Here is a 25472-nt window from a genome sequence, read left to right as displayed (position 1 = left end):
ATGTTTTTAAAATAAAAGAGTAAGTCTATTTTTACATTTATATATAAGTCAAATTCAAAGTTCATCATCATAAGGGTACAAAATCCTTAAAATAATGTTATACTGTTGTAAGCAATTATTACGTATGAGAGGAAGAAATATATGTTGCGTGAAGCACAAGAAAAATTAAAAAAGTATTATGGATATGATAATTTCAGAAAAGGACAAGAAGATGTAATAGATAGCATATTAAATGGGAAAGATACATTTGCTGTAATGCCTACAGGAGCAGGAAAATCAGTGTGTTATCAAATACCTGCTTTAATGCTAGAAGGGGTAACACTTGTTATATCACCACTTATATCGCTTATGAAGGATCAAGTGGATACCTTAAATAGTATAGGGATAGCTGCAACATATATAAATAGCTCATTAAGTATTAATGAAGTGAATGAAAGAATTGATAAGGTAGCAAGCGGCGAGTTTAAACTCCTTTATGTTGCACCAGAAAGACTAGAGTCAGACTTTTTCTGTAATATGTTAAATAGATTAAAAATATCGCTTTTAGCAGTGGATGAAGCTCATTGTGTATCACAATGGGGACATGATTTTAGGCCTAGTTATGCAGCAATTTCTAGTTTGATTGATAAATTATCACAAAGACCAATTATAGCAGCATTTACGGCCACGGCAACGCAGGACGTAAGAATAGATGTTATAAGGCTATTAAAATTAAGAGAGCCTGATGTCTATGTAACTGGTTTTAATAGAGAAAATTTAAGCTTTACGGTTATCCGTGGTGAAAATAAAAGAGATTTTGTAATGAAATACATTGAGGACAATAAAGACAAAGTGGGGATAATTTACACAGCTACAAGGAAGGAAACAAATAATCTTTATGAGCTGCTACATAAAAAAGGATATAATGTAGGTAAATATCATGCAGGACTAAACGACGAAGAGCGAAAGCAAAATCAGGAAAAGTTTTTGTATGATGATATCAACATAATTATAGCTACTAATGCTTTTGGTATGGGAATAGATAAATCAAACGTTAGATATGTAATCCATTATAATTTAACAAAAAGCATGGAAGCATATTACCAAGAAGCAGGACGCTCCGGGCGTGATGGTGAGCCAAGTGAATGTGTATTGTTATTTTCAGCGGCGGATGTCCTACTCCAAAAGTTTTTTATAGAACAAAGCACAGTAGCACCTGAAAGAAAAGTAAATGAATATAAAAAACTTCAAGCTATGGTGGATTATTCACATACGACAAGATGTTTACGAAAGTTTATTTTAGAGTATTTTGGGGAAGAAAATGTTCAAGATAAATGTGATAATTGTAGTACCTGCAATGATGAGAGTGAACTTGTAGATATAACTATAGAGGCACAAAAAATATTCTCTTGCATCCTTCGCATGAAGGAGAGGTATGGTACTTCATTAATTGCAGATGTTCTGCGTGGATCTAAAAATAAAAAGGTCTTGGAACTTGGATTTGATAAATTATCGACCTATGGGATAATAAAGCAATATACGGTGAAAGAGATAAGAGATCTTATAAATGTGCTTACAGCAGAAGAATATTTGTCACTTGCAGATGGGCAGTTCCCAGTGGTTCATTTAAAAGAAAGAGCAGTACTCGTACTTAAAAACAAAGAAAAAGTATATCAAAAAGTTGATAAAAAGAAAGCAAAAGTTGTTAAGGACACTGGTTTATTTGAAATATTGCGCAGCTTGCGTAAGGAAATTTCTGAACGTGAAAAAGTTCCACCATATATTGTATTTGCAGACAGTGCACTAAGAGAGATGAGCGAATATTTCCCAGTAAATGAAAAAGAAATGCTAAACATAAAAGGTGTAGGGGAATCTAAACTTAATAAGTATGGAGAGGAATTTATTCAAGTTATTAAAAAATATATGAATGAAAACAATATAGAAATTAAGACAGAAATACTATATAATGAAGAGGATGGCGGTAAAACGGAGAGTGCGATTGAGCGAGACCCTAAAAATGAAGACAAGGTGCCAAGTTATATTATTACATATAACATGTATAAGGATGGTAAAAGCATAGAGGAGATAATAAGCGAGAGGAAACTTAAAAGCCTGACAGTGCAAGAACATATATTTAAATGTGCAGCTGAGGGTTTTGATGTTAATTTAGATGATTTTATTCCAAAAAACCAGGAAGCACTTATCCTTGAGGTTATAGCGAAAATCGGAGCAGCAAAGCTCAGACCTATTAAAGAAGAATTACCAGAAGAAATAGATTATCTAGCTATAAAAGCAACAATATTTAAATACGCTAACAATAAGATTTCTTAGAGAAAAGGAGAAAACATGGAAAAATTATTTAATGAACTAGGATTAGAACAAAATCTTATAGAAGGTCTTATTAAACAAGGCATTGAAAGTCCTACAGAGATCCAAGTAAAGGCTATACCAATGGGACTTGATGGCGCGGACATCATAGGAGAGTCAGAAACCGGTACTGGCAAAACTTTAGCTTACTTATTACCTATATTTCAAAAAATAGATGTAACATCAAAGGATATTCAAGCAATTATACTTGCGCCAACTCATGAGCTTGCAATGCAAATATATAAGCAGGTGGAATTGTTATCAGTTAACTCAAGGAGTGAAGTTAGATCAACTAGTATAATAGGAAATGTTAATATTAAAAGGCAACTCGAGTCCCTTAAGCAAAAACCTCATATATTAGTAGGCTCTGCTGGAAGAATTTTAGAACTTATAACAATGAAGAAACTAAAATCACACTTTGTCAAAACTATAGTAATAGATGAAGGCGACAGGATGATAGATGAGAATAACATAGATGGAGTAAAGGCCATAATAAAAACTACACTTCGTGATAGACAGATAATGCTATTTTCTGCTACGATTTCACTTAAAGTAGTTGAAATTGCTAAAACTTTAATGAAGAATCCCGAGGTTATTAAAGTAGGAGATAAAAGTGTTGTAAACCCAAATATAGAGCACATATATTTTGTAGTAGAAAGAAGAGATAAAATTGAGCTTCTACGGAAACTTATAAGTGCTACTAAACCTTCTAAGGCAATAATATTTATAAATAAAAGTGATGAGGTAGAGATTACAACTTCAAAACTTAGATATCATAATTTAAAAGTAGAGGGAATACATGGATCATCTGAAAAAGAAAATAGAAAGAAAGCACTTGAAGATTTCAATGAAGGCAAAATCCAACTCTTAGTGGCTTCTGATCTAGCAGCTAGGGGTCTTGATATAGTAGGAGTATCCCATATATTTAATCTTGATATACCAGAAAACTCGAAAGACTATTTGCATAGAGTAGGTAGAACAGGAAGAATGGGAGAGTATGGCCTAGCACTATCAATAGCTGTAGAGAGAGAACTAGATCTTATTAAAAACTATGAAAGAGATTTTAATATAGAAATTACTCAAAAAGAAATCCATAGGGGGGAGATTACTGAACCCCAAATTATAGCTAAAGATAGGAATGCAAGCCATAATACTAGAACTGATAATAAATAGCAATAGCCTAGTTTCCTTGCATGTGGTATAATAACTTAGTGGTTTATGATATAATTAAATTAAAATTTTTTGTGAAAAGACTACATATGGTATGTGTGGAATTTTCAGTTAATATGGAGGTATATATAAATATATGATTAGTACAAATAATATAAGTTTAAGATATGGTGCACGTAAATTATTTGATAATGTTAATATAAAATTTAATCCTGGTAATTGTTATGGATTAATTGGCGCTAATGGTTCTGGTAAATCAACATTTCTTAAGATATTATCAGGCGAAATTGAAGCAAATACAGGTGAAGTTTTCATAACACCAGGAGAAAGACTTGCAGTTTTAAAACAGGATCATTTTGAATTTGATGAAAATGAAGTTCTTAATACAGTAATGATGGGACATGTAAGATTGTTTGAGATAATGAAAGAGAAGGATGAATTATATGCTAAATCAGATTTTACGGATGAAGATGGAATTAGAGCTTCAGTACTAGAAGGTGAATTTGCAGAACTTAATGGATGGGAAGCAGAATCAGAAGCTTCAACACTACTCATGGGACTTGGAATAAATGAAGATCTTCAAAATAAAAAAATGAAGGAACTAACAGGATCAGAAAAGGTCAAGGTTCTTCTTGCCCAAACACTATTTGGAAAACCTGATATTCTATTACTAGATGAGCCTACAAATAACTTGGATATAAAATCTAAAAATTGGCTTGAAAGTTTCTTGCTAAATTTCGAGAGTACTGTCATAGTTGTTTCTCATGATAGACATTTTTTAAATAAAATATGTACTCATGTTGCGGATATAGATTTTAGTAAAATTCAATTATTTGTTGGAAATTATGATTTTTGGTATGAGTCTAGTCAGTTAGCCCTTCAAATGGCTAAGGATCAAAATAAGAAAAAAGAGGAAAAAATTGCAGAACTTCAGAACTTTATTGCAAGATTTAGTTCTAATGCGTCTAAAGCAAAGCAAGCTACTTCTCGTAAAAAGCAATTAGATAAATTGACTTTAGATGATATAAAACCTTCTTCTCGTAAATATCCGTTTGTTGGTTTTAAACCGGAAAGAGAAGCTGGAAATGATTTATTAACAGTTGAAAATTTAAGTAAAACTGTGGATGGAGAAATTCTCCTTGATAACGTATCTTTTATAGTTAGTAAGGGAGATAAGATTGCATTTACAGGAGCTGATGAAATAGCTAAAACTACATTATTTAAGATATTAATGGGAGAGATGGAGCCTGATAGTGGTGAAGTTAAATGGGGAATTACTACAACTCAAGCCTATTTACCAAAAGATAACACTGAATATTTTAATGGAGTAGATTGTACATTAGTTGATTGGCTTCGTCAGTACTCTGAGGATAAGGCTGAAAGCTTTATTAGAGGTTTCCTAGGTAGAATGCTTTTCTCAGGAGAAGAAGCTCTTAAAAAAGCTAGTGTGTTGTCTGGTGGAGAAAAGGTTAGATGTATGTTATCTAAAATGATGCTTAGTAATGCTAATGTATTAATTCTTGATGAACCTACTAACCATTTAGACTTAGAGTCTATAACCGCTTTAAACAATGGATTAACTAGCTATACTGGAACCATGCTACTAACTTCTCATGACTCACAGCTAATTGCAACAGTTGCAAATAGAATAATAGAAATTACTCCTAAGGGATTAATGGATAAAATAATGACCTATGATGAATTCGTAGAAAATGATGAAGTTCAAAAAGAATTGGAACTTATGTATAAATAAATAAATAAATAAATAAATAAATGAATGAAGGCACTTCTAATAATATTATTAGAAGTGCCTTTTTAAACTAACTAAAAGAATCCGCCAAAGCCACCGCCGCAGCCACGTCCACCACGCCCGCCGATGCCGCCACAACCTAATAGTAATAGAAGTATCCAAATGCCACTGCCAGCTCCGCAATTACCGAAGCCACCACCACATCCATTTCCACAGTTATTTTCACAGTTGCAAACTGGTTTACAGCAACTAACAGGTTTACAGCAACAATTATTGTTATGTCTATGACTCATATAAACAACCTCCTTATTTAGTAAGTAAAAGTTTAAGAGTTTACTAAAGTAAATTAATCGGGCACTCTAATAAGAATCTTATACTTTAACTTAAGTATTAGGCTAGCTTAGCATTATAGGATCACATAGAGGCAATGTAATTCCTAATGCATATTTGTGAAATTAATTAAGTTATAGGTGTACTTTAATATATTCCACAGCTTATCAAGTGTGAATGTAAATCTTAAGCAAATTAATCATAAAATTTTATAGTTTAAAGTAAAGAATAACATAAATTAATACTATGATATTTACAATATTATCCTAAAAAAAGGGTTTATAAAATAAATATAGAATATAGTAAGTAGCATATAAAATTTTTATAAATGGAGGTAAATAATATGGAAAAAGATAATACTCTAGCTTCTGATAAAAAAGCTACTAGTGAGGGAACAGAAGAGGCAATAACAATAGTGTCTGATGTCACAAAAGAAAATGTTGAAAAGACTATTAACGGGGTAAAAGATGTTGCAAAAAATGTTAAATCAAAAGCCAAGAAGGTAACTACTGCTGTAAAAAAGACAGCAGCTAAAAGAACAATATCTAAGAAAATTGATGTTGGTTTATATGTGCAATATCAGGGTAAAGAGATTTCAAAAGGAACAATACTAGAAGAAGTATATAAAGAATGGACAAAATCTCATAAGATTACAGAACTTAAGACTTTAGATGTATATATAAAGGTTGAAGAGGATACAGCCTACTGTTTGGTAAATGGAGAAATTAAAATAAATATTAAATTATCTTAATATAAATTCACTAAAAGTAGAGAAGGCTTAGTGGGGCCTTTTTTGTTTTAAATGTTGAGTTCATTTAAATATATGAAAAACCATGTACATTATTTAAATTTTATGATAGATTGAAAGTAGGATAACACAATATATTAGGAGGGATTTTAATGTTAAAGGAAAGACTTAACAAAGTTTTGAAAATTATGGCAAAAGATAAAATACCTCAAATGATAGTTTCTGATCCTGCGGCTATATTCTATCTTACAGGGAAATGGATTTTATCTGGAGAGAGAATGATTGTGCTCTATATTAATTTAGATGGACAAAATAAATTGTTTATTAATGAGTTATTCCCTATAAATGAAGATTTAGGTGTAGAAAAAATATGGTTTAATGATACTCAGAATCCAGTAGAAATTCTTGCAAAAAACATTGATAAAGATGCGCCAATGGGTATAGATAAAAATTGGCCAGCTCATTTCTTAATAAAGTTAATGAAGCTCAAAGGCGGTAGCACATTTGTTAATGGATCTGAGATTTTAGATAGGGTGAGAATGTGTAAGGATGAGAATGAAAAAGATTTAATGAGAGCGGCGTCAAAACTAAATGATATTGCTGTTGATAAAATGATAAAACTCATTCCTAAAAAATATTCTGAAAAAAAGATGGGAAAGTTACTTTCAGATATATGGGATGATATGGGCACTCAGGGACATTCGTTTGACCCAATTATAGGTTATGGTGCAAATGCTGCTGACCCTCATCATGAAATGGATGAGTCAAAAGTTAAAGAAGGTGACAGTATAGTTATTGATATCGGATGCAAAAAAGATTCATATTGCTCAGATATGACTAGGACTGTTTTTTATAAAACAGTATCAGACCACAGTAGAGAAGTTTACAACATTGTTAAGGAAGCAAATAAAAGAGGAATTGCCAAAGTTAAAGCGGGAGTTAGATTTTGTGATATCGATGCTGCGGCTAGAGAGTATATTACAGAGAAAGGTTATGGAAAATATTTCACACATAGATTAGGACATTCAATAGGAATAGAAGTACATGACTTTGGAGATGTTTCCGCTTCGAATACTGATAAAGTTCAGGTAGGACAAATTTTTTCAATTGAACCAGGTATTTATCTACCAGGTGACGTTGGGGTTCGTATTGAAGATTTAGTAATAGTTACTAAGGATGGTTGTGAGGTATTAAACCATTATACAAAAGACTTAATTATTGTAGAATAGGGTAAGATATATTTATAAGTTTTTATTGGAGGAATAAGTATGTTAAATATAGGTTGTCATTTATCGGTATCTAAAGGTTATAAGGCTATGGGGGAAGATGCTCTTAGCATAGGAGCAAATACATTCCAGTTTTTTACTAGAAATCCTCGTGGTAGTAAAGCAAAAGATATTGATCCAAATGATGTAGTGGCGCTTCTCGAAATACTAAAAGAAAACAAATTTGCTACAATTCTAGCACATGCTCCATACACATTAAATGCATGCTCTGCTGATGTGAAAACAAGAGATTTTGCAAGAATGATTATGGAAGATGATTTAAAAAGGATGGAATTTTTTCCAAACAGCTTTTATAATTTCCATCCAGGAAGTCATGTAAAACAAGGTACGCAGATTGGAATAGAATATATTATAAATATGCTAAATTCTATACTAAAGCCAGAACAAACAACTACTGTACTTCTTGAAACAATGGCTGGTAAAGGAACAGAAGTAGGTAGGACTTTTGAAGAATTAAAACAAATACTTGATGGAGTTACACTAGATGGGAAAATGGGTGTATGCTTTGATACTTGTCATGTATATGATGCTGGTTATGACATAGTTAATAATCTAGATGGAGTCATAAATGAATTTGATAAAATTATAGGTCTTGATAAGTTATATGCAATTCATTTAAATGATAGCAAAAATCCATTTGAAAGTCATAAAGATCGTCATGAAACAATAGGCGAAGGATCTATCGGAATAGAGGCGATTACTAGAATTATTAACCATCCGAAGCTGCGACATTTACCATTTTATTTAGAAACACCTAATGAATTAGAAGGACATGCAAAAGAAATTAAGATGTTAAGAGAAGTTTACATAGACTAATAATGTAGAAAATTTAAAATAAAATGCACTTATTTACTTAAGCAAAATGTTAGGTAAATAAGTGTATTTTTTATAAGTGTATCTTTAACTTATCCCAAACTTCTGAGAAATTTTCAAATTCTATAAAATCTTTGTTTTTTTCTTTCAAAAGATTTACTAATTTTCCTTTAGCGAAAACAGCGTCAGAAATTAATGCAGGTTTAAGATCAGGGGTACTATCACCGGCATAAAAAATTTTTTTATAATTAACTTTTAATTTTTCAACAACAATTAATTTATCAATGCCATATAAGTCTGAGTAAAATTCATCATGTTCATTTAAATCAAAGTGAATTCCATTGTCTTTGAAAACACTCTTATTTGAATAAACATCTACCCCTTCTATATGATTTTTTTCAAGTACCTTATCTATGTAATAATTTGTTCCTGCACTTATAATAATAAAATCTCCACCAGCAGCTTTAACCTTATCAATGAAAGCAATAGCGGTAGGATCAAAGGCAATATTTAAAATATCTTCGAGAAGCTCTTCTTCATTTCTATTAACGTTATTAAAAACATAGTTCAAATATTCTCTGTCCTTCATTTCTCCATTTTTCCAAGACTTAAATATGGGTGAAAGTTCTTCTTTATAGTATGTATCAGATAATATTTTATAAAAATCTTTTTTAGTAAGGGTTCCATCAAAATCGGATATAAATGCAAAATCTTTCATTTTATTAATCTCCTCATAAGCTTATTGTAGAGTTAGTTTGTACAGCTCCAATAATAGTATAACAAAAAAACGAAGATATGTAATGTTTGATAGTTATCATATATGATGTTATATAATCTCAGTTAGTGTAGAATTATTAAAAAATGTATTTTATACATAAATATATTAAATAGACAGGCAAAAGAGAAATCTCTTGCCTGTCTTATTTTTTTATTAATTACATTAAGTTAATTTCAAAATTAAATAATAAACGTAATAGCAAGGAGAAGCGTCAATAATAGAGGTAGAAGTATGAGCGGAGCATATAGTTTGTTATAATGAGCAAAAATGGATGCAAGAACATTTTAAGCGAGCTTTATCGAAGCTGTAGTAAAATCCTAATAGGGATTATAATCTCTTTATGCGATATTGCAGTAAATAGCAAAAATTAAAAGATTTAGTTTTATTAAGGGAGGATGTATATGGTTGGGTTAATAATAATTATAATATTGCTGTTTCTTTATTTGTTTTATGCACTTTTAAATCCAGAAAAAGTTTAACGACATTTCACAAGGAGGTCTATTAAATGGATGTTATACAAATTATTATACCGTTAATTATTTTCGTTTTAATTATTATTCCTTTAGGAAGATATGTCTACTATGTTCTAAGTGGAGAAAAAAGTTTTGTAGATCCATTGCTTAACAAAGTTGATAATTTAATTTTTAAAGTAACTGGAATAAAGAATGAGGAAATGAACTGGAAAACATATATCCTCGCAATAATAATATCAAATGCAATAATGTGCTTATGTGCTTATATTATTTTAAGAATACAAAATTTACTCTTTCTAAATCCTAATAATATAACAGCAATGAAACCAGATTTATCATTTAATACAGCTATAAGTTTTATAACAAACACTAATCTACAAGGTTATGCTGGAGAATCAGGAGTATCTTATTTAAGTCAGATGGGAGTAATGACCTTTTTAATGTTTACATCTGCATCTACTGGTTTTGCTGCTGCAAGTGCATTTATGAGAGGAATTATTGGCAAAAAAAGGACACTTGGCAATTTTTTCGTAGATATGACAAGAATAATTACAAGAATTTTACTTCCATTATCAATATTTGTTACAGTGATTTTAGTATCGCAAGGAGTACCTCAAACTCTTGCCCCTAATAAAACTATAACAACAATAGAAAGTAAATATCAAGATATTGCAATGGGACCAGTTGCATCCCTTGAATCAATAAAGCATATAGGAACAAATGGTGGAGGGTTCTTTAATGCAAACTCTGCACATCCTTTTGAAAATCCAACGGCCTTTTCAAATTTAGTTGAATTACTTTCAATGATGGCATTACCTGGAGCATTAGTTATTGCCTTTGGATTAATGCTTAAAAATAAAAAACAAAGCTTAATGATTTTTATTACAATGGGGGTCCTACTTGTAATGATGATTCCTATTATATACATGTCAGAAAAAGCTGGAAATCCGAATTTAGCCCATGTTGGGCTAAGTCAAGTTATGGGTAATATGGAAGGTAAAGAGGTTAGATTTGGAATCGCAGCATCAGCATTATTTACTACTATTACAACTGCTTTTACCACTGGAACTGTGAATACTATGCATGATTCACTAATGCCACTGGGAGGAATTGTACCATTATGGAATATGATGCTCAATGTAGTCTTTGGTGGTAAAGGTGTAGGTTTTATGAATATGATGATGTATGCAATAATCACAGTATTTATTGCAGGGTTAATGGTTGGACGGACACCTGAATTTTTAGGTAAGAAAATAGAAGGTAAAGAGATAAAACTGATTGCACTTGCAATACTAGTGCATCCATTTATAATATTATTTCCATCGGCTGTGGCACTTTCAACAAAAATGGGACTTAGCTCAATAACAAATTCGGGCTTTCATGGACTAACTGAAACAGTTTATCAATTTACATCGGCGGCGGCCAATAACGGTTCAGTATTTGCAGGTTTCAATGGAAACACAATGTTTGCGAATACTACAACTGGTATTGTGATGCTCCTTGGAAGATATTTATCAATAATAATACTACTGGCTGTTGCAGGTTCTCTTGCATCTAAACATGCTGCTGCTGAAACTATGGCTACATTTAGAACAGATAATAGCATATTTGTAGTGATTTTAATTAGTGTTGTAATAATAATAGGTGCTTTGACATTCTTGCCAGCACTTACACTCGGACCTATAGCAGAACATTTAATGCTAGGTCATTAGAAAGGGGCTTGGATATATTATGAGTAAGAAAAAAATTATAACTGGGGATATACTCAAAGATGCTATTAAGGGTGCTTTTATAAAATTAAATCCTAAATACATGATGAAAAATCCTGTAATGTTTGTAGTTGAAATTGGGTTTGTAATAACTTTATTTCTAACCTTTTTCCCATATGTATTTGGTGATAAAGGTGAAAATATTAGAGGATACAATGGACTTGTATCATTTATATTACTTATTACAGTTCTGTTTGCAAATTTTGCTGAAGCAGTGGCTGAAGGAAGAGGAAAAGCTCAAGCCGAAAGTTTAAAAAAGTCCCGAACGGATGCAATTGCAAAATTATTAGATTCAAAAGGGAATTTTAAATTAATAAATGCTGCTAAGCTAAAAAAGGGAGATATAGTTCTTGTTGAGACTGGTGATTTTATTCCTAATGATGGGGAGGTAATTGAAGGACTTGCATCAGTTGATGAATCTGCAATTACTGGAGAATCGGCCCCTGTACTTAAGGAATCAGGTGGTGATTTTGGATCTGTAACAGGTGGAACAAAGGTTGTTAGTGATTGGCTTAAAGTTGAAATAACAGTAACTCCGGGAGAATCATTTTTAGATAAGATGATTAAATTGGTTGAAGGTGCTTCAAGGAAAAAATCGCCAAATGAAATTGCGTTAAGTACGCTACTTGTAGCTTTAACAATAATATTTTTAATTGTTATAGTAACTTTATATCCTATGGCTAACTACTCTAAAGTTACTATTCAGGTATCCACACTTATAGCACTACTTGTTTGTCTTATTCCTACAACTATCGGAGGACTTCTCTCAGCAATCGGAATAGCAGGAATGGATAGAGTAACAAGATTTAATGTAATTGCAATGTCAGGTAAAGCTGTCGAGGCTTGTGGAGATGTAGATACAATGATTCTTGATAAAACTGGAACAATAACTTATGGTAACAGACTTGCAGCTGAATTTATACCGGTGGGAAGACATACTTTAGAAGAGCTTAGGACTGAAGCTTTAATTTCATCTATAAAAGATACAACTCCAGAAGGCAAGTCAGTAATTGAACTTGCAAAGAAACAAGGAGTTTCAATTAATGAAGATGATTATAAAGATGCTGAATTTGTAGAGTTTACGGCGCAGACAAGAATGAGCGGTATGAACCTATCAAATGGAGTCCAAATTCGAAAAGGCGCATCAGATTCTATAATTAAATATGTGGAGAAAATCAATGGAAAAGCTCCTACAGATTTAGAAGCTGCTGTAATAAGAGTTGCTAGTGCCGGTGGTACACCACTTACTGTTTGCGTTGGAAATGAGATATTTGGTGTTATTTACTTAAAAGATACCGTAAAACCTGGTCTTACAGCAAGGTTTGCAAGACTTCGCGAAATGGGTATTAAAACTATTATGTGTACTGGAGATAATCCTCTTACTGCAGCAACTATAGCAAGGGAGGCTGGTGTAGATGATTTTGTAGCAGAATGCAAGCCAGAAGATAAAATCGCTGTAATTAAAAAAGAGCAGGATTTAGGTAAGCTTGTTGCTATGACAGGGGATGGAACAAATGATGCCCCAGCACTAGCTATGGCAGATGTAGGAATTGCAATGAATAGTGGAACTACAGCAGCTAAAGAAGCCGCAAATATGGTTGATCTTGATTCAGATCCTACAAAAATATTAGAGGTTGTAGAAATTGGTAAACAACTCCTTATAACAAGAGGAGCGCTCACTACTTTTAGTATAGCAAATGATGTAGCAAAATACTTTGCAATTATTCCTGCTATGTTTGCAGTAGGAATAGCACGGATGAATGTACTAAATATTATGGGATTATCAACGCCTCATAGTGCTATACTATCAGCTTTAATATTTAATGCTATAATAATTCCAGCTTTAATTCCTATAACAATGAAAGGTGTAAAATATACACCAATGAAATCAGAAGCCTTACTTCGCAGAAATCTATTAATTTATGGATTAGGTGGACTTATTGCTCCATTTGTAGGAATTAAACTATTAGATTTAGCAGTTACGCCGTTACTTAGAATTCTAAACCTAGGATAATCTGAGGTTTTATATGAGGAGAGATAGAAATGAAAGATATGTTAAAAAAATCGGTATTATTAAGTGTGGTACTCTTTGTTATATGTGGTTTAATATACCCCCTAGCTATGACTGGAATAAGCCAAGTGTTATTTAATAAAAAGGCTAATGGAAGTATTGTTAGTTTTAATGGGAAAGAGGTTGGCTCAGGGCTTATAGGGCAAAGTTTTACTGATAAAAGGTTTTTTCGCTCTAGAGTTTCAAATTCTAATTATAATACCTATACAAAAGCAGATTTGAAGCCTGATAGTAAAGGTAATATTGCATATACAGGTGTAACTTCTGGGTCGTCTAATCTTGGCCCATCAAATCCTGTTTTAATAGATAGAGTAAGAAAAGATATGGGTGATTTTTTAAAAAGTCATCCTGGGTTAAAAGCAGGAGATGTACCTACTGATTTGTTAACAAGTTCTGCTTCAGGACTTGATCCTAATATTAGTCCCCAGTCTGCTAAGATACAGGTATCAGCTGTTGCAAAGGCTACTAATATTAGCTCAACAGATTTAAATAATATTATATTAAACAATACACAAGGAAGAACTTTAGGCATATTTGGGGAACCAAGAGTGAATGTATTAAAAGCTAATTTAGATATAGCTAATATATTAAAAAGCAAAGGCACACTTTAAAAAGGAAAATATTTATTATATAATGTAATTATTTTAGTACAATCTTAGATTTATGTGAACAATAAAATTAATGAGGTAGGTGAATAATATGAAAAAGGTTTTGGTAATAGACGATACAAAAAATATAAGAATGTTATTAACCACATGTCTTGAACTAAAAGGTTACAAAGTTCTTACTGCGGATTCCGGTAAATCAGCTATAGATATATTAAAAGAAGAAAAGCAAAGTATTGATATAATATTTTTGGATATAAGAATGCCGGAAATGAGCGGAACTGAGGTATTAAAGATAATCCGCGATATGGGTTTTAATTGTCCCGTTATTATTATGACTGCATTTGCTACGGTAAAAAATGCTGTTGATTGTACAAAACTTGGAGCTGCAGCTTACCTTCAGAAACCATTTTCGCCAGATAGAGTTACTTCTGTTTTAGAAGAAATATTTACTTCAAACGAAAACCTTGATAAAAGTTTTGTTGAAAGTTCGAAAGATTTAGAAGAAGAGATATTAATAGCAAAATCAAAGAAGTTGCTTGAAGAGGGAAAATTTGAAGAAGCACATAATACTTTAAAAATAGTACTCGGAACAAACCCTTATAACAAAGAAATTTATAATTTAATAAGTGAGGTAAATAAGAACTTAAATAAATTTGATGAAGCAGAATTATTTAATAATATTTATGAACTATTTAATGATTCACATATTTAAACATAATATAATGATTATACAGAAATTATATTGATAATGAAAATATGTTTAGGATGTGATAGTAGATGGAGGCTTATGAAAAAGAAAGCAGAGGAAAGTTAAAAATATATATTGGTGGTGCTCCAGGTGTGGGCAAGAGTTATCAAATGCTCCATGATGCTAATGATATGAAAAAAAGCAATATAGATATTATAATAGGTATAATAGAAACTTATGGAAGAGTGGGAACAGAAGAACAAATAAAACATTTAGAGATTCTTCCTTTAAAAGAAATAAAATATAAAGGAATTAATCTAAAAGAACTTGATATCGATGGAGTTATAGCACGAAAGCCAGAGTTTGTTATAATAGATGAGTTAGCACATACTAATGTGCCTACATCTAGAAATAAAAAGCGTTTTGAAGATGTTCTAGAAATATTAGATAATGGCATAAATGTAATGACGGCGGTTAATATTCAGCATTTAGAAAGTCTAAATAATCATGTTAGTAGAATGACTGGAGTTAAGGTTAAAGAAACGTTGCCAGATAAAATTATTGACATCGCAGATGAAATTGAAGTTGTAGATGTATCGCCTGATGCACTCCGCGGGCGAATACAGGATGGGAAAGTTTATTCAGAGGATAAAATTGAGGCTGCATTGCATAACTTTTTTAGAATAGGAAATCTAACCGCATTAAGAGAACTTACCTTAAGAGAAGTTGCAAATGAAGTGGATGAAAAACTTGTAATATACAAGAATAAAAAGAAGGTAGCTGGATTAATAGGAGCGCAAGAAAAAATATTGGTATGTGTTAATCTTAATTTTAATGCAGAATACTTAATTAGGCGCGGTTATAGAATGGCAAAAATGCTAAAAGCAGAATTTTATGTTCTAACTGTAAGTAAACATTATAATTATGGAATAGAAGAGTCAAAGAAATTAGAAGAATTAAAAAAGTTATGTGAGAAGCTTGATGTGGAACTTAAGGTGGAAAGATCAAAACATCGTGAAAGACCTATTATTGAGTTTGCAACAAATAATAATATAACTCAGATAATTATAGGCCCATCTGCTAGAACTAGATTTCATGAGATTTTAAGGGGTTCAATTGTTAGGACAATAATGAGAGATACCAAATATATTGATGTGCTTGTGGTTGCAGATCCCGTTCACTAGAATACAATTAAGGGGTATATTGAATTTAAGGGGGTGTGTTTTATTAAAACATTAAAAAGCAAAATTGTAACTATTAATGTGTTTTTAGTTTTAGTTATAGTAATGATTGGACTGCTCTCAAGCTTTAACATATACAGAGTAGGTGGAAAGATAGATGGATTAATAACAAATAATTACAAGAGTATCGATGCTTCAACTAAAATGACTGAGGTTATTGAAACTCAAGATAAGACAATTCTTAGATATATTGCTTTTGAAAATAAAAGTGCAATAGATATTATTTATAATAACAATGAAGAATTTTATAAGTGGCTTAATATTGCAAAAACTAATATAACTGAAGTTGGTGAAGCGAGTAACACTAATAAAATAAGTGAGGACTATCTTCTGTTTGTTAAATCTTTCTCAAAATTTCACGAATATCAAACTTCTCACACAAACCAAGAGAATATGAAATTTTACAATTCTAAAATTTATCCCTCTGTAGTTAAGGTTAAAGCCGATTTGGGAATTTTAGCGAAACTTAATGAGAAAGCTATGTTTAAAGGGAGGGATAATGCAAAAAGTAATGCATTAAATGCAATGCATTTTATATTACTAATTTCATCCATAGCTGCAATTATAGGATTAATAATATCGCTTATATTTACAAATAAGTCTTTAAAACCTATATATCTACTCACTGAAACTATAAAATCAGTTAAACAAGGAGAAATTAATAAACAAGCACCTGTGATAAATGAGGATGAAATTGGAATGCTTGCAATGGAATTTAATAATATGACAAATAGGCTTTACGAATTTGAGCAGAGTACTACCGGGAAGTTACTTTCAGAGAGAAATAAATCTATTGCAATTGTAAAAAGTATAACAGATCCATTAATAGTACTTGATGCTAGTTATAAAATTCAATTATTAAATGAGTCTTGCGAAAATATTTTCGGAGTATTAGAACAAAATGTAATTAATAGTCATTTTTTAGAGACCATTAGAAATATGGAATTATATGATTATATTTTTTGTGTGGTAGACAATAAAGTTCCGATTACTGAAAAGATAATAAGCCTCAAGGTAAATGATAGAACTTGTTTTTTTAATATTATAGTAACTGTAGTTTATGATAAAGAGAATAAAATTAATGCTATAGTGATACTTTTAAAAAATATAACAGAATATAAGGAACTTGAAAAGGTGCGTACAGATTTTATAGCTACAATTTCTCATGAATTTAAAACTCCACTTACTTCGATTATGATGGGTGTAGGCTTAATACTTGAGAAAAATTTAGGATCTATAAATAAAAAACAGGAAGAGCTTTTAGATACAATAAAAGAAGAGACTGAAAAGCTTACAGATCTAGTTAGTGATCTTCTAAGACTTTCAAAGATACAGTCGGATCAAGCTGTATATAATATAAAAGCATATTCGATAGCTGAAATTGCAAATGATTGTGTTAAAAATTATGAGGTACAGGCAAGAAATATAGGAATTACTTTATATAATAGTGTAGAAGTTGATTTATATAATGTAATTGTAGATAAAGAGAAAATAACATGGGTATTAAATAATCTAGTTTCTAATGCTATTAAATATACGAATTCAGGTGGGAAAATAACTATAGGTGCATTTATAGATGGAGAAAAAATGAAAGTTTTTGTTAAAGACAACGGTAAGGGAATTCCTAGAGAATATCATGAGAAAATATTTGAAAAGTTTGTTAAGATAAGTGCCTATGATACAGAATTTTTGAGTTCGGGGATTGGGCTTTCTATAGCAAAGGGAATTGTAGAAGCACATGATGGAACAATTTATTGTGAAAGTGAAGTTGATAAGGGGAGTAATTTTATATTTACGTTACCTATGGAGAAATAAAAATATTAATAGTAGGGATAATATAAAAAGAGTGGGGGTAGTTCAAATTGTGAACTACCCCCGTTATATATGTGCTTTTAATATTTCTTGTTATTCATACTAATTAAGATTTTTTGGTGCATAATTTACTTCGATTTTTTCGATTTTACCGTCTTTAGTCATAAAGACAACTTGCTCAAATATTTTTCCGTATGTATAATATTTGAAGAGTGAGCTTGAATCTACTTTAGTAGGCTTGCCATAAGCGGCAGTAACTTGAGCTAGAGTAGATTTCTGGGAAATTCCTTTTGGTAATTCTAGATCAATCACTGCACCGTTATTGTAGTACTCAATATAAGTTGCAAAACAGTATTTTAGAGGTTGTCCCTTGTCGCTATAGTTTTTAATTTGAGTTCTTAGCACCTGATTGTCTTTTCTTAATTTAACGCCAACGGTACTAGATTTTGCTGGAATAACTTTAGAACTAGTTGATTGAAGTACCCAACCATTTTTTATTAGCTCAGTAATAGGTACTGGTAATTTATAGAATTTGCCGCCATACTTAACTTGAAAAGATAATAAATCTTTGCCTACACTTGAAGGTGCCTTATAATTTTTAACAGCTTCAGGAATGTTTGTATCAGTTGATTTAGCTGCTGCTTTTGCAGGTGGTGCTAAATTTTCTAACTTAATAGAATATACCTTCTTAGTTTTAGTATCTATTGAAATCTCATAATTTGAATAGGTACCTGATTTATAGGTTAGTTTAATCCGTGTATCTCCATTATATTGGCTTGAAGCTTTACCAAATGCTGCAAGTACTTCAGCGTTTGTAGAACCGATTGTAATTCCTTTTGCAATGGAGATAGTTGTTCCCTTTTTTATATTTTCTGAATCTATTGTAATTGCACCAACAAGACATTTTGAAAGTGGTAATACATCTGTCCCAAAATTTGCTATACTTATCATCATTGTTTGTTCGCCCTTTTTCAAGGATACTATCTTATACTTATTTGGTGCCAACGTACTTTTAAGAAAATCTTCGCCTACCCATCCGTTTTTTTCAAAGGTAGAAAATGCAGCTGGAAGAGAATATGAGATACCATTTATTAATACCTGATATTGATATAAATCATTGGATATGGCTACGGAAGCTGGTTTTGCGGTAGCTACTGCTTTTTTATTGTCTACAGTTGTAGCAGGTACTGTTTTATTTGCAACTTTTTTAGAACAAGCTGTAAATGATAAAACTAGTACAATTAGTGATAATAATAAAATCTTTCTTTGAGCTTTCATTCGTAAACATCATCTCATTTCTTTTATTTAAAAAAGTGATATAATTACAACAATTTTATCTAAGGGATAGACCTCGATAAATATAACCCCACATTTTGTGGCGAAAATTTAATATAATTATTCGCATTTTTACAGGCAAGCTTATACAAGCAAGACCACATACTATATTACCAAAGTTAATCAATAAATACAATCAGTGTAAAAAATGAATAAGTTTATAATATACAAGCAATTACTTATTTTAGAGTTTTTCATAGAAATGCATATAGTCCAGAGAAAGATAAGGATGTTGCAATGTTTTAGTGTATTTTTTTTGCTTTAAGAATTATAATATTATAAAAAGGAGTTTTATAATGAATATACAAATAAGATATTTATCGAAATCAGGAAATACAAAAAAAGTTGCAGATGCTATAGCTAAAGAAGTAGGAGTCGTTGCAGAGACGATTGAAAAAGCAGTGCCTGGTGATACAGATATTTTGTTTTTAGGAGGAGCTATGTACTGGGCAGGAGTTGATAACAAATTAAAAAAGTTTATACTTGGATTAGATTGTTCAGTAAAGAAGGTGGCAATATTTAGTACAACAGCAGTTGTAAAATCTGCTTACCCAGAAATAAAGAAATTACTAAGGGCTAAAAATATTTTTGTATATGATAATGAATTTCATTGTAAGGGAGAATTCTTAAAACTTCATAAAGGAAGACCAAATGCTGATGATCTAGAGCTTGCAAAACAATTTGCTCGCGACATTACAAGTATAAATAACTTTAGATAAGCTTATTAAAGAACGAAATTTAAATATTAAAAACATGAAAACAAATAATTAATCATATTATATCTATAAGCTCTAGTAGGAGGAACACTGTGTTTTCCATAAATAGTTTATTAGATATGATAGGAAATATTACATTTTTAACAGCTTATATAACTGGTACTAATTCATTTCCTCAACCACTAAGTGAGGAAGAGGAAAAATATTATTTAACAAAGTTTGCGGAGGGTGATTTATTAGCTAAAGGAACACTCGTTGAACGAAATTTGAGACTGGTTGCACATATAGTAAAAAAATATTCCTACCCGGGAAAGGATGTAGATGATCTCATATCTATTGGAACGGTGGGACTTATAAAAGCTATTGATTCCTTTAATATGAATAAGGGAATAAGACTCGCTACTTATGCTGCAAGGTGCATAGAAAACGAGATACTCATGTTAATTCGCAGTAACAAGAAAATAAAAAGGGAAGTGTATCTGCAAGACCCTATTGGCAAGGATAAAGAGGGAAAAGAGGTATCACTTATGGATGTATTACGTAGTGAGGAAGACTCTATCACCGATATAGTAGAGAATAAAATACAAATTAAAAGGCTTTATAGTAAGATAAATGTAGTTTTGAAGGAGAGGGAAAAAGTAATAATTCAAATGCGTTATGGATTACTTGATGGTAAACCTCGAACTCAAAGAGAAATAGCATTAATACTCGGGATTTCGAGGTCATATATATCTAGAATTGAAAAGAGAGTACTTAAGAAGTTGAATAAGGAATTAGGTAATAATATTCTAGAATAAATGAGTTTACACAATAATATTAGGGTAGTAATATTAATATTACTACCCTAAATTAGTTATGAAAGTAACTGAATTACAAGTGGATTTACTTTTCTACTATCATATTTACCTTTGAGCTTTGGCATAATAGCCTTCATAACTTTTCCCATGTCACCTTTACCCTTGAAACTATTTTCAGCAATAACCTCTGCGATTATTGCTTTTGCTTCATCTTCAGTGAATTGCTTTGGCATATAAACAGAAAGCATTTCAATAGATATTTCTGATTCAGATATGATTTCTGTGTTATTAGCTTGTTTTGCATAGTCGAGAGTTTCATGTAATTGTTTAATTGTTTTTTCAATAATACTCACGAGGTCGATTTCTTCAATTTCTTTCTTTGAATCCATTTCTTTAGTTTTAACGTCAGCCATTAAAGTTCTTAAAGTAGTTAGTCTTATCTTATCCCTACTTTTCATATATTTAATAATATCGTCTTTTATTGTTTGTTTTAACATATGCATTTACCTCCTAATGATTTAGTATGATTACAAATTTTTTTTGTAAAAGCATACCGTATATGTACATTATACTCTTATCATAGAGGAAGGTCATATATATTTTATTTATTAAATATTCTTTGGAGAATTCCTTTTTTTCTATGGAGAACTTCTTCGGCTAATGCTTTATTCCTTTGTTTTTCAAGAGACTGGTTTAGTGTATTGATTAATTGGATATCGTGTTCTTTAATGGTTTGAGGCAGGGATAATACAATTTTATTTTTCTCTTGTTCTTGTTTAAAAAGGATCTGTGTATTTTCTAATAATTTATTAATATCATAGAGTTGTCCGTCTTTTACATTTAATTGTTGTTTAATAAATTCAATGTCATTTTTAAGTGTTTCAATCATATCTTCTTTTAATAAATTTACTACGTTAGATGCAACTACAGTAGCTGCTACTTCTGATTCGGCGGTTTGATTATATTTTAGACATTGTTTAATTGCTTCTAGTCCTTTCTCATCTACACAGGTTTTGCCATTGTGTGTTATTAAAAAAGGTTTTACTTCAGGTAGTTTCATTTTAGCATATGCAGTTACTTTACTTATATTTAAATGCTTAGCAATTTTAAATGCATCATAAATCATAGTATGCGCCTCCTAATTATATATAAGAAATATTCTCCAAATATTTCCAAGTTCCTCTTTTTAGGAGAAATAAATAATTAAATACTTAAATCATTATCTGTTAAGGCGCTATATAGGTGATCACTTAACTTTTTTTATACCTACTCTAATTACTTCAGCTTTTAACTGATAGCTATCATTTGAAATTAATTCACGATTAATAACATTACCATTTTGGATTGTATTCTTATATGTTCTTACTTTATATCCAATCAAAGGAAATTGTTCTTGGACAATACTACCAACTGGAAGAGTAGCATCATCTATATACTGAGTAGGGCCAGGCTGAACAGCAGCATATATATCATTCACAAGAGTATAAGACTTATTGGCTAAACTTGAATTAGAATAAACATTAAAAGTTAATATCTTATTGTTCACAATACTCTCAATAAAAACAGGATATCCTAAGGTATTAGTAAATTTGTAGTCTAAATTACCCCAATCTACTGTTGCATCCATACCTAGTGGTATATAAGTTGAGGGTATGGAATGATGGTTCCTCTCAGTAGAATTAATGTTTGACCTGAGTATGGCATTATATAATGATGTAGATACTTGACATATTCCGCCACCATAATCGGAACTTACTTTGGTACCAATATCAACGGGTGCTGGCTGATAACCTTTGTCGGCTGTTCTTTCACCTACAGTGTCGTTGAAACTAAAACTTTCTCCAGGCATTAGAATAGTTCCGTTAATACTTTTTGTTGCAAGGGTTATATTAGTGGATCTGCCATATGCTGAAGTACTAAAATCAGAAGAGAAACTTGAAAGTTTTGTGTTGACAGTTTGAAGCTTTTCTTTCGTTACAGTTGCTAAAGTAGTTTTAATCTCTGCGCTTACACTAATATCCGCAGGGCTTACGTCACCATTTAGTTTACTTAAGATTTCCTTTTTTAGTTTATCATCCATAAGTGTAGATCCTTTTGTGTCGGGTGTAACAATGAAGGTATCACCATTCATATAAATGCTTGCGTTTTTAGGAGTGCTATTAATTTCTTTTTTCATATTAGAAATTAGATCTGTTAGAGGTTTGGAATCATAGGTGAATTTCATTGTAATTACCTTGCCTTCAGATTTTCTAATCAATTTATATTTTTCGTACAGCGATAAGTTTTTACCGTAATTAAAAGCCTCATTAACTACCTCATCAATATTATATTTTGCATTCATCTTTGCAAAATTTAACGAATATGTCTTCTGCGGTGTTTTAATATTTACGTTTTTCTTTAACATAGTAGATTGATATTTCTGAGTTACCATATCTTTTGCTTGCACAAGTGTTTTCCCGGATATATCTAATTCACCGATTTTAATACCTGGGTATACAAGGCTTGTCCATTTTTTTGTATTATAATTAACATATGCATAAAGTCCACTAGTTCCCAAAGCGACTATTAATAGTAAGATTATCATTATTTTTATACTTTTTCTCATAAGTTTTATTATTCCTCCATATTTTGTTAAGTTTTTATTGTATAAACATATAATATCAGTATATCATTTCAAAAGTATACATTCTTATCACCAAACCTTTTATACTCATTTATCATACATTGAATTATATCATAGATATAGGCATCTAAATATTGTTTAATATTAAACTTTTACAAATAGATTAAGCATGAGAGATAAATATAATTGACGCAATTTACAAAATATTTGAAATATAGAAGAAAATGGTGTAAAATCCATATATAGATTAAATGACCGTAAAAGTTTTAGGTATTTATATGAATATAGAAAAAATTTGTATTTTGATTTATAAATTTGAAAAACCTAAAGATGAAAGACATGAGGTGATTGTATGAGATATAAAATAATGGAGAAATTTAAAGATTGCAAAATAGGTACAAAGATAATAATATATTATTTTATAATTTCTGTAATATCAATAACTCTTAGTACTTTTATATATCAAAATATAAATAAAAGGATAATGACGAAAAAGGTTAGTGAGATGGCGGTACAAACATTACAAACAATTGATTCTAATTTAAAATTACTAATATATACAGTTAATAATGAATCTAAAATTCTTTTGTCTAATCTGCATTTTCAAAACATTTTAAAAAATGGCGATGAACGGTTTAATTATAATAGTCAAACTGCGGTTAATAGATATTTGACAGAATTTATACAATCAAATATGTCTATATCATCTGTTTATGTTTTTGATAACTATGGTAACAGATATTTTGTGGATAAAAAGGTTTATAAGTCTTTTAGTCTTAATGATATAAAGAATACTTACTGGTACGACGAGCTTCAAAAAGCACAGGGTGGATATATAATAAAATTTAATGGTGGGGGACTATTTAATCAAGCAGATCAGAAATTTGTATCATTTATTAGGATTATAAATGATTTAGAAAGTCAGAAGCCTACTGGAATAATGGTAATAAATATTCCAGAAGATGCAATATCTAATTCGTTTAAAAATATTACTGGAAATAATGACGTAGATATTATGTTAAAGGACGAGAATGATAATGATATTATCCATTCAAAGGAGTTGACAGAATATAGTATTAGTGAAGATATTAAGAAAAATCTTAAGAAAAATCTTAAGAATGAAGGAAAGGGTGATCATTATTACTTTACTGAAAGGGTAAATGGCAATAATTATATTATCTCTTATTTAAAAACTAATTTAAATTGGACAATAATTAGTAAAGTTCCATTTAGTGAGATTTCAAAGCAATCTAATATATATATGCTTGTTATACTTGGAATGCTTTTGTTAAGTGGTATTATGAGCTTTCTTGGGTTGATATTAGTATCTTCTAGTATAACAAAACCTATAGATAAATTAATAAAATCTATGAGAGCCGTTGAAAATGGAGAATTTAAAAAAGTAAGTGTAGGCACTGGAAATGACGAAATAGCAAAATTAAAAAATGTGTATAATACTATGATTTGTAAAATAGAAAATTTAATAGAACAAATTATGCTGGAACAGAAAATAAAGCGGAAGGCTGAACTAAATGTTCTCCAGGCTCAAATAAAGCCGCATTTCTTATATAATTCATTTGATGCAATAAGTTGTTTAGCGTTAGAGGGTAAGAATGATGATGTATATAAAATTATAAAGGCATTGGGTAATTTTTATAGAACGAGTCTTAGTAATGGACGTGAAGTAATATCTGTAAGGGAGGAACTTCAGACAGTCAAAAGTTATCTTACAATATTACAAATAAGATATGAGAATTTATTTGTAATTAATATGGATATAGATGACCGTTGTGATGAATATAAAATATTAAAATTAGTTCTGCAACCAATAGTTGAAAATTCAATTTATCACGGAATAAAGCCTTCTAGGAGAATGGGTAATATATTTATAAGTACATATCTTAAAAATGATTATGTTGAGCTTATTGTTGGAGATGATGGTGTCGGAATAAGTGAGGATAAACTTAATAGCATAAGGAAACTAAATACAGCAGGAATAGGTCTTCGTGGTACAATGGAGAGATTGAATATTTTTTATAATGGAAAAAGCAAATTAGAAGTGGAGAGTAAGCTAGGATTTGGTACGAAGGTGACAATTCGAATACCTATAAAATAGGA

22 protein-coding genes are annotated in these 25472 nt (G+C 30.7%); 16 read left to right on the top strand and 6 right to left on the bottom strand.

What is annotated here, in order from left to right:
• Window positions 1-141: 141 nt before the first annotated feature.
• From recQ to A7L45_RS17660, 3 genes are all read left to right on the top strand, one after another.
• Window positions 142-2310, top strand: a complete 2169-nt coding sequence (gene recQ, locus A7L45_RS17670) for a DNA helicase RecQ (protein ID WP_071614006.1) — start codon at window positions 142-144, stop codon at window positions 2308-2310.
• Window positions 2311-2325: 15 nt separating this feature from the next.
• The gene (locus tag A7L45_RS17665; RefSeq protein WP_071614005.1) at window positions 2326-3519 is read left to right on the top strand and encodes a DEAD/DEAH box helicase; all 1194 of its coding nucleotides are present in this window, start codon (window positions 2326-2328) and stop codon (window positions 3517-3519) included.
• 133 nt (window positions 3520-3652) lie between these two features.
• A complete protein-coding gene (locus A7L45_RS17660; protein ID WP_071614004.1) occupies window positions 3653-5269 on the top strand; it encodes an ABC-F family ATP-binding cassette domain-containing protein in 1617 nt (538 codons plus the stop codon).
• A 71-nt stretch (window positions 5270-5340) separates the two neighbouring features.
• On the opposite strand, the gene A7L45_RS17655 is transcribed toward A7L45_RS17660, so the two are convergent.
• Window positions 5341-5559: a hypothetical protein gene (locus tag A7L45_RS17655; RefSeq protein ID WP_071614003.1), complete on the bottom strand. Its 219-nt coding sequence runs from the start codon at window positions 5557-5559 to the stop codon at window positions 5341-5343.
• A gap of 380 nt (window positions 5560-5939) precedes the next feature.
• On the opposite strand from A7L45_RS17655, the gene A7L45_RS17650 reads away from it, so the two are divergent.
• The 3 genes from A7L45_RS17650 to A7L45_RS17640 all read left to right on the top strand — a co-directional run bounded on the left by A7L45_RS17650 (window position 5940) and on the right by A7L45_RS17640 (window position 8446).
• On the top strand, window positions 5940-6347 hold the full coding sequence (locus A7L45_RS17650; protein ID WP_071614002.1) for a DUF6465 family protein: 408 nt from the start codon (window positions 5940-5942) through the stop codon (window positions 6345-6347).
• Between the two features lie 149 nt (window positions 6348-6496).
• Window positions 6497-7573 carry a M24 family metallopeptidase gene (locus A7L45_RS17645; RefSeq protein ID WP_071614001.1) on the top strand — a complete coding sequence of 359 codons (1077 nt, stop codon included), beginning with the start codon at window positions 6497-6499 and terminating at the stop codon, window positions 7571-7573.
• Between the two features lie 39 nt (window positions 7574-7612).
• Window positions 7613-8446: a deoxyribonuclease IV gene (locus A7L45_RS17640; protein WP_071614000.1), complete on the top strand. Its 834-nt coding sequence runs from the start codon at window positions 7613-7615 to the stop codon at window positions 8444-8446.
• A 70-nt stretch (window positions 8447-8516) separates the two neighbouring features.
• On the opposite strand, the gene A7L45_RS17635 is transcribed toward A7L45_RS17640, so the two are convergent.
• Complete coding sequence (locus A7L45_RS17635; RefSeq protein WP_071613999.1) at window positions 8517-9161, bottom strand: MtnX-like HAD-IB family phosphatase; 645 nt, start codon at window positions 9159-9161, stop codon at window positions 8517-8519.
• A gap of 455 nt (window positions 9162-9616) precedes the next feature.
• On the opposite strand from A7L45_RS17635, the gene kdpF reads away from it, so the two are divergent.
• From kdpF to A7L45_RS17600, 7 genes are all read left to right on the top strand, one after another.
• On the top strand, window positions 9617-9700 hold the full coding sequence (kdpF, locus tag A7L45_RS24320; RefSeq protein WP_071613998.1) for a K(+)-transporting ATPase subunit F: 84 nt from the start codon (window positions 9617-9619) through the stop codon (window positions 9698-9700).
• 26 nt (window positions 9701-9726) lie between these two features.
• Entirely contained in the window at window positions 9727-11406 is a 1680-nt protein-coding gene (gene kdpA, locus A7L45_RS17625; protein WP_071613997.1) for a potassium-transporting ATPase subunit KdpA, read from the top strand.
• A gap of 16 nt (window positions 11407-11422) precedes the next feature.
• Window positions 11423-13477, top strand: a complete 2055-nt coding sequence (gene kdpB / locus A7L45_RS17620; RefSeq protein ID WP_151553969.1) for a potassium-transporting ATPase subunit KdpB — start codon at window positions 11423-11425, stop codon at window positions 13475-13477.
• Between the two features lie 29 nt (window positions 13478-13506).
• Window positions 13507-14145 (top strand): potassium-transporting ATPase subunit KdpC, encoded by a 639-nt coding sequence (gene kdpC / locus A7L45_RS17615; RefSeq protein WP_071613995.1) that lies wholly within the window; start codon window positions 13507-13509, stop codon window positions 14143-14145.
• Window positions 14146-14233: 88 nt separating this feature from the next.
• Window positions 14234-14854 (top strand): response regulator, encoded by a 621-nt coding sequence (locus tag A7L45_RS17610; RefSeq protein ID WP_071613994.1) that lies wholly within the window; start codon window positions 14234-14236, stop codon window positions 14852-14854.
• A gap of 65 nt (window positions 14855-14919) precedes the next feature.
• Window positions 14920-16014 carry a universal stress protein gene (locus A7L45_RS17605; protein ID WP_071613993.1) on the top strand — a complete coding sequence of 365 codons (1095 nt, stop codon included), beginning with the start codon at window positions 14920-14922 and terminating at the stop codon, window positions 16012-16014.
• A 78-nt stretch (window positions 16015-16092) separates the two neighbouring features.
• Window positions 16093-17886 carry an ATP-binding protein gene (locus A7L45_RS17600; protein ID WP_207647745.1) on the top strand — a complete coding sequence of 598 codons (1794 nt, stop codon included), beginning with the start codon at window positions 16093-16095 and terminating at the stop codon, window positions 17884-17886.
• Window positions 17887-17985: 99 nt separating this feature from the next.
• Here A7L45_RS17600 and A7L45_RS17595 read toward each other — a convergent pair whose 3' ends face one another.
• Window positions 17986-19161 (bottom strand): hypothetical protein, encoded by a 1176-nt coding sequence (locus A7L45_RS17595; protein ID WP_071613991.1) that lies wholly within the window; start codon window positions 19159-19161, stop codon window positions 17986-17988.
• Window positions 19162-19514: 353 nt separating this feature from the next.
• Here A7L45_RS17595 and A7L45_RS17590 point away from each other — a divergent pair, with 353 nt between their 5' ends.
• Window positions 19515-19937, top strand: a complete 423-nt coding sequence (locus A7L45_RS17590) for a flavodoxin domain-containing protein (RefSeq protein WP_071613990.1) — start codon at window positions 19515-19517, stop codon at window positions 19935-19937.
• 89 nt (window positions 19938-20026) lie between these two features.
• Window positions 20027-20731: an RNA polymerase sporulation sigma factor SigK gene (sigK, locus tag A7L45_RS17585; RefSeq protein ID WP_071613989.1), complete on the top strand. Its 705-nt coding sequence runs from the start codon at window positions 20027-20029 to the stop codon at window positions 20729-20731.
• 56 nt (window positions 20732-20787) lie between these two features.
• Here sigK and A7L45_RS17580 read toward each other — a convergent pair whose 3' ends face one another.
• The 3 genes from A7L45_RS17580 to A7L45_RS17570 form a co-directional block, all read right to left on the bottom strand.
• Window positions 20788-21228, bottom strand: coding sequence for a GatB/YqeY domain-containing protein (locus tag A7L45_RS17580; protein ID WP_071613988.1), 441 nt, complete (start codon window positions 21226-21228; stop codon window positions 20788-20790).
• A gap of 104 nt (window positions 21229-21332) precedes the next feature.
• A complete protein-coding gene (locus A7L45_RS17575) occupies window positions 21333-21857 on the bottom strand; it encodes a hypothetical protein (RefSeq protein WP_071613987.1) in 525 nt (174 codons plus the stop codon).
• Between the two features lie 120 nt (window positions 21858-21977).
• Window positions 21978-23336, bottom strand: coding sequence for a VanW family protein (locus A7L45_RS17570; protein ID WP_071613986.1), 1359 nt, complete (start codon window positions 23334-23336; stop codon window positions 21978-21980).
• Between the two features lie 370 nt (window positions 23337-23706).
• On the opposite strand from A7L45_RS17570, the gene A7L45_RS17565 reads away from it, so the two are divergent.
• Window positions 23707-25470: a sensor histidine kinase gene (locus A7L45_RS17565; RefSeq protein ID WP_071613985.1), complete on the top strand. Its 1764-nt coding sequence runs from the start codon at window positions 23707-23709 to the stop codon at window positions 25468-25470.
• Window positions 25471-25472: the final 2 nt, after the last annotated feature.

It is taken from the genome of Clostridium estertheticum subsp. estertheticum (assembly GCF_001877035.1).
Taxonomy (GTDB): Bacteria; Bacillota; Clostridia; order Clostridiales; family Clostridiaceae; genus Clostridium_AD; species Clostridium_AD estertheticum.
This window is presented reverse-complemented; position numbering and strand designations above follow the sequence as displayed.

Excerpts from the sequence above, each read along its gene's own strand:
- A7L45_RS17645 (WP_071614001.1), top strand. The coding sequence starts at position 6,497 with ATGTTAAAGGAAAGACTTAACAAAGTTTTGAAAATTATGGCAAAAGAT.
- A7L45_RS17565 (WP_071613985.1), top strand. The coding sequence starts at position 23,707 with ATGAGATATAAAATAATGGAGAAATTTAAAGATTGCAAAATAGGTACA.
- kdpC (WP_071613995.1), top strand. The coding sequence starts at position 13,507 with ATGAAAGATATGTTAAAAAAATCGGTATTATTAAGTGTGGTACTCTTT.
- A7L45_RS17635 (WP_071613999.1), bottom strand. The coding sequence starts at position 9,161 with ATGAAAGATTTTGCATTTATATCCGATTTTGATGGAACCCTTACTAAA.
- A7L45_RS17605 (WP_071613993.1), top strand. The coding sequence starts at position 14,920 with ATGGAGGCTTATGAAAAAGAAAGCAGAGGAAAGTTAAAAATATATATT.
- A7L45_RS17575 (WP_071613987.1), bottom strand. The coding sequence starts at position 21,857 with ATGATTTATGATGCATTTAAAATTGCTAAGCATTTAAATATAAGTAAA.
- A7L45_RS17610 (WP_071613994.1), top strand. The coding sequence starts at position 14,234 with ATGAAAAAGGTTTTGGTAATAGACGATACAAAAAATATAAGAATGTTA.
- kdpF (WP_071613998.1), top strand. The coding sequence starts at position 9,617 with ATGTATATGGTTGGGTTAATAATAATTATAATATTGCTGTTTCTTTAT.
- A7L45_RS17660 (WP_071614004.1), top strand. The coding sequence starts at position 3,653 with ATGATTAGTACAAATAATATAAGTTTAAGATATGGTGCACGTAAATTA.
- A7L45_RS17665 (WP_071614005.1), top strand. The coding sequence starts at position 2,326 with ATGGAAAAATTATTTAATGAACTAGGATTAGAACAAAATCTTATAGAA.
- A7L45_RS17640 (WP_071614000.1), top strand. The coding sequence starts at position 7,613 with ATGTTAAATATAGGTTGTCATTTATCGGTATCTAAAGGTTATAAGGCT.
- A7L45_RS17595 (WP_071613991.1), bottom strand. The coding sequence starts at position 19,161 with ATGAAAGCTCAAAGAAAGATTTTATTATTATCACTAATTGTACTAGTT.
- A7L45_RS17650 (WP_071614002.1), top strand. The coding sequence starts at position 5,940 with ATGGAAAAAGATAATACTCTAGCTTCTGATAAAAAAGCTACTAGTGAG.
- A7L45_RS17580 (WP_071613988.1), bottom strand. The coding sequence starts at position 21,228 with ATGTTAAAACAAACAATAAAAGACGATATTATTAAATATATGAAAAGT.
- A7L45_RS17655 (WP_071614003.1), bottom strand. The coding sequence starts at position 5,559 with ATGAGTCATAGACATAACAATAATTGTTGCTGTAAACCTGTTAGTTGC.
- kdpA (WP_071613997.1), top strand. The coding sequence starts at position 9,727 with ATGGATGTTATACAAATTATTATACCGTTAATTATTTTCGTTTTAATT.
- recQ (WP_071614006.1), top strand. The coding sequence starts at position 142 with ATGTTGCGTGAAGCACAAGAAAAATTAAAAAAGTATTATGGATATGAT.
- A7L45_RS17590 (WP_071613990.1), top strand. The coding sequence starts at position 19,515 with ATGAATATACAAATAAGATATTTATCGAAATCAGGAAATACAAAAAAA.
- A7L45_RS17570 (WP_071613986.1), bottom strand. The coding sequence starts at position 23,336 with ATGAGAAAAAGTATAAAAATAATGATAATCTTACTATTAATAGTCGCT.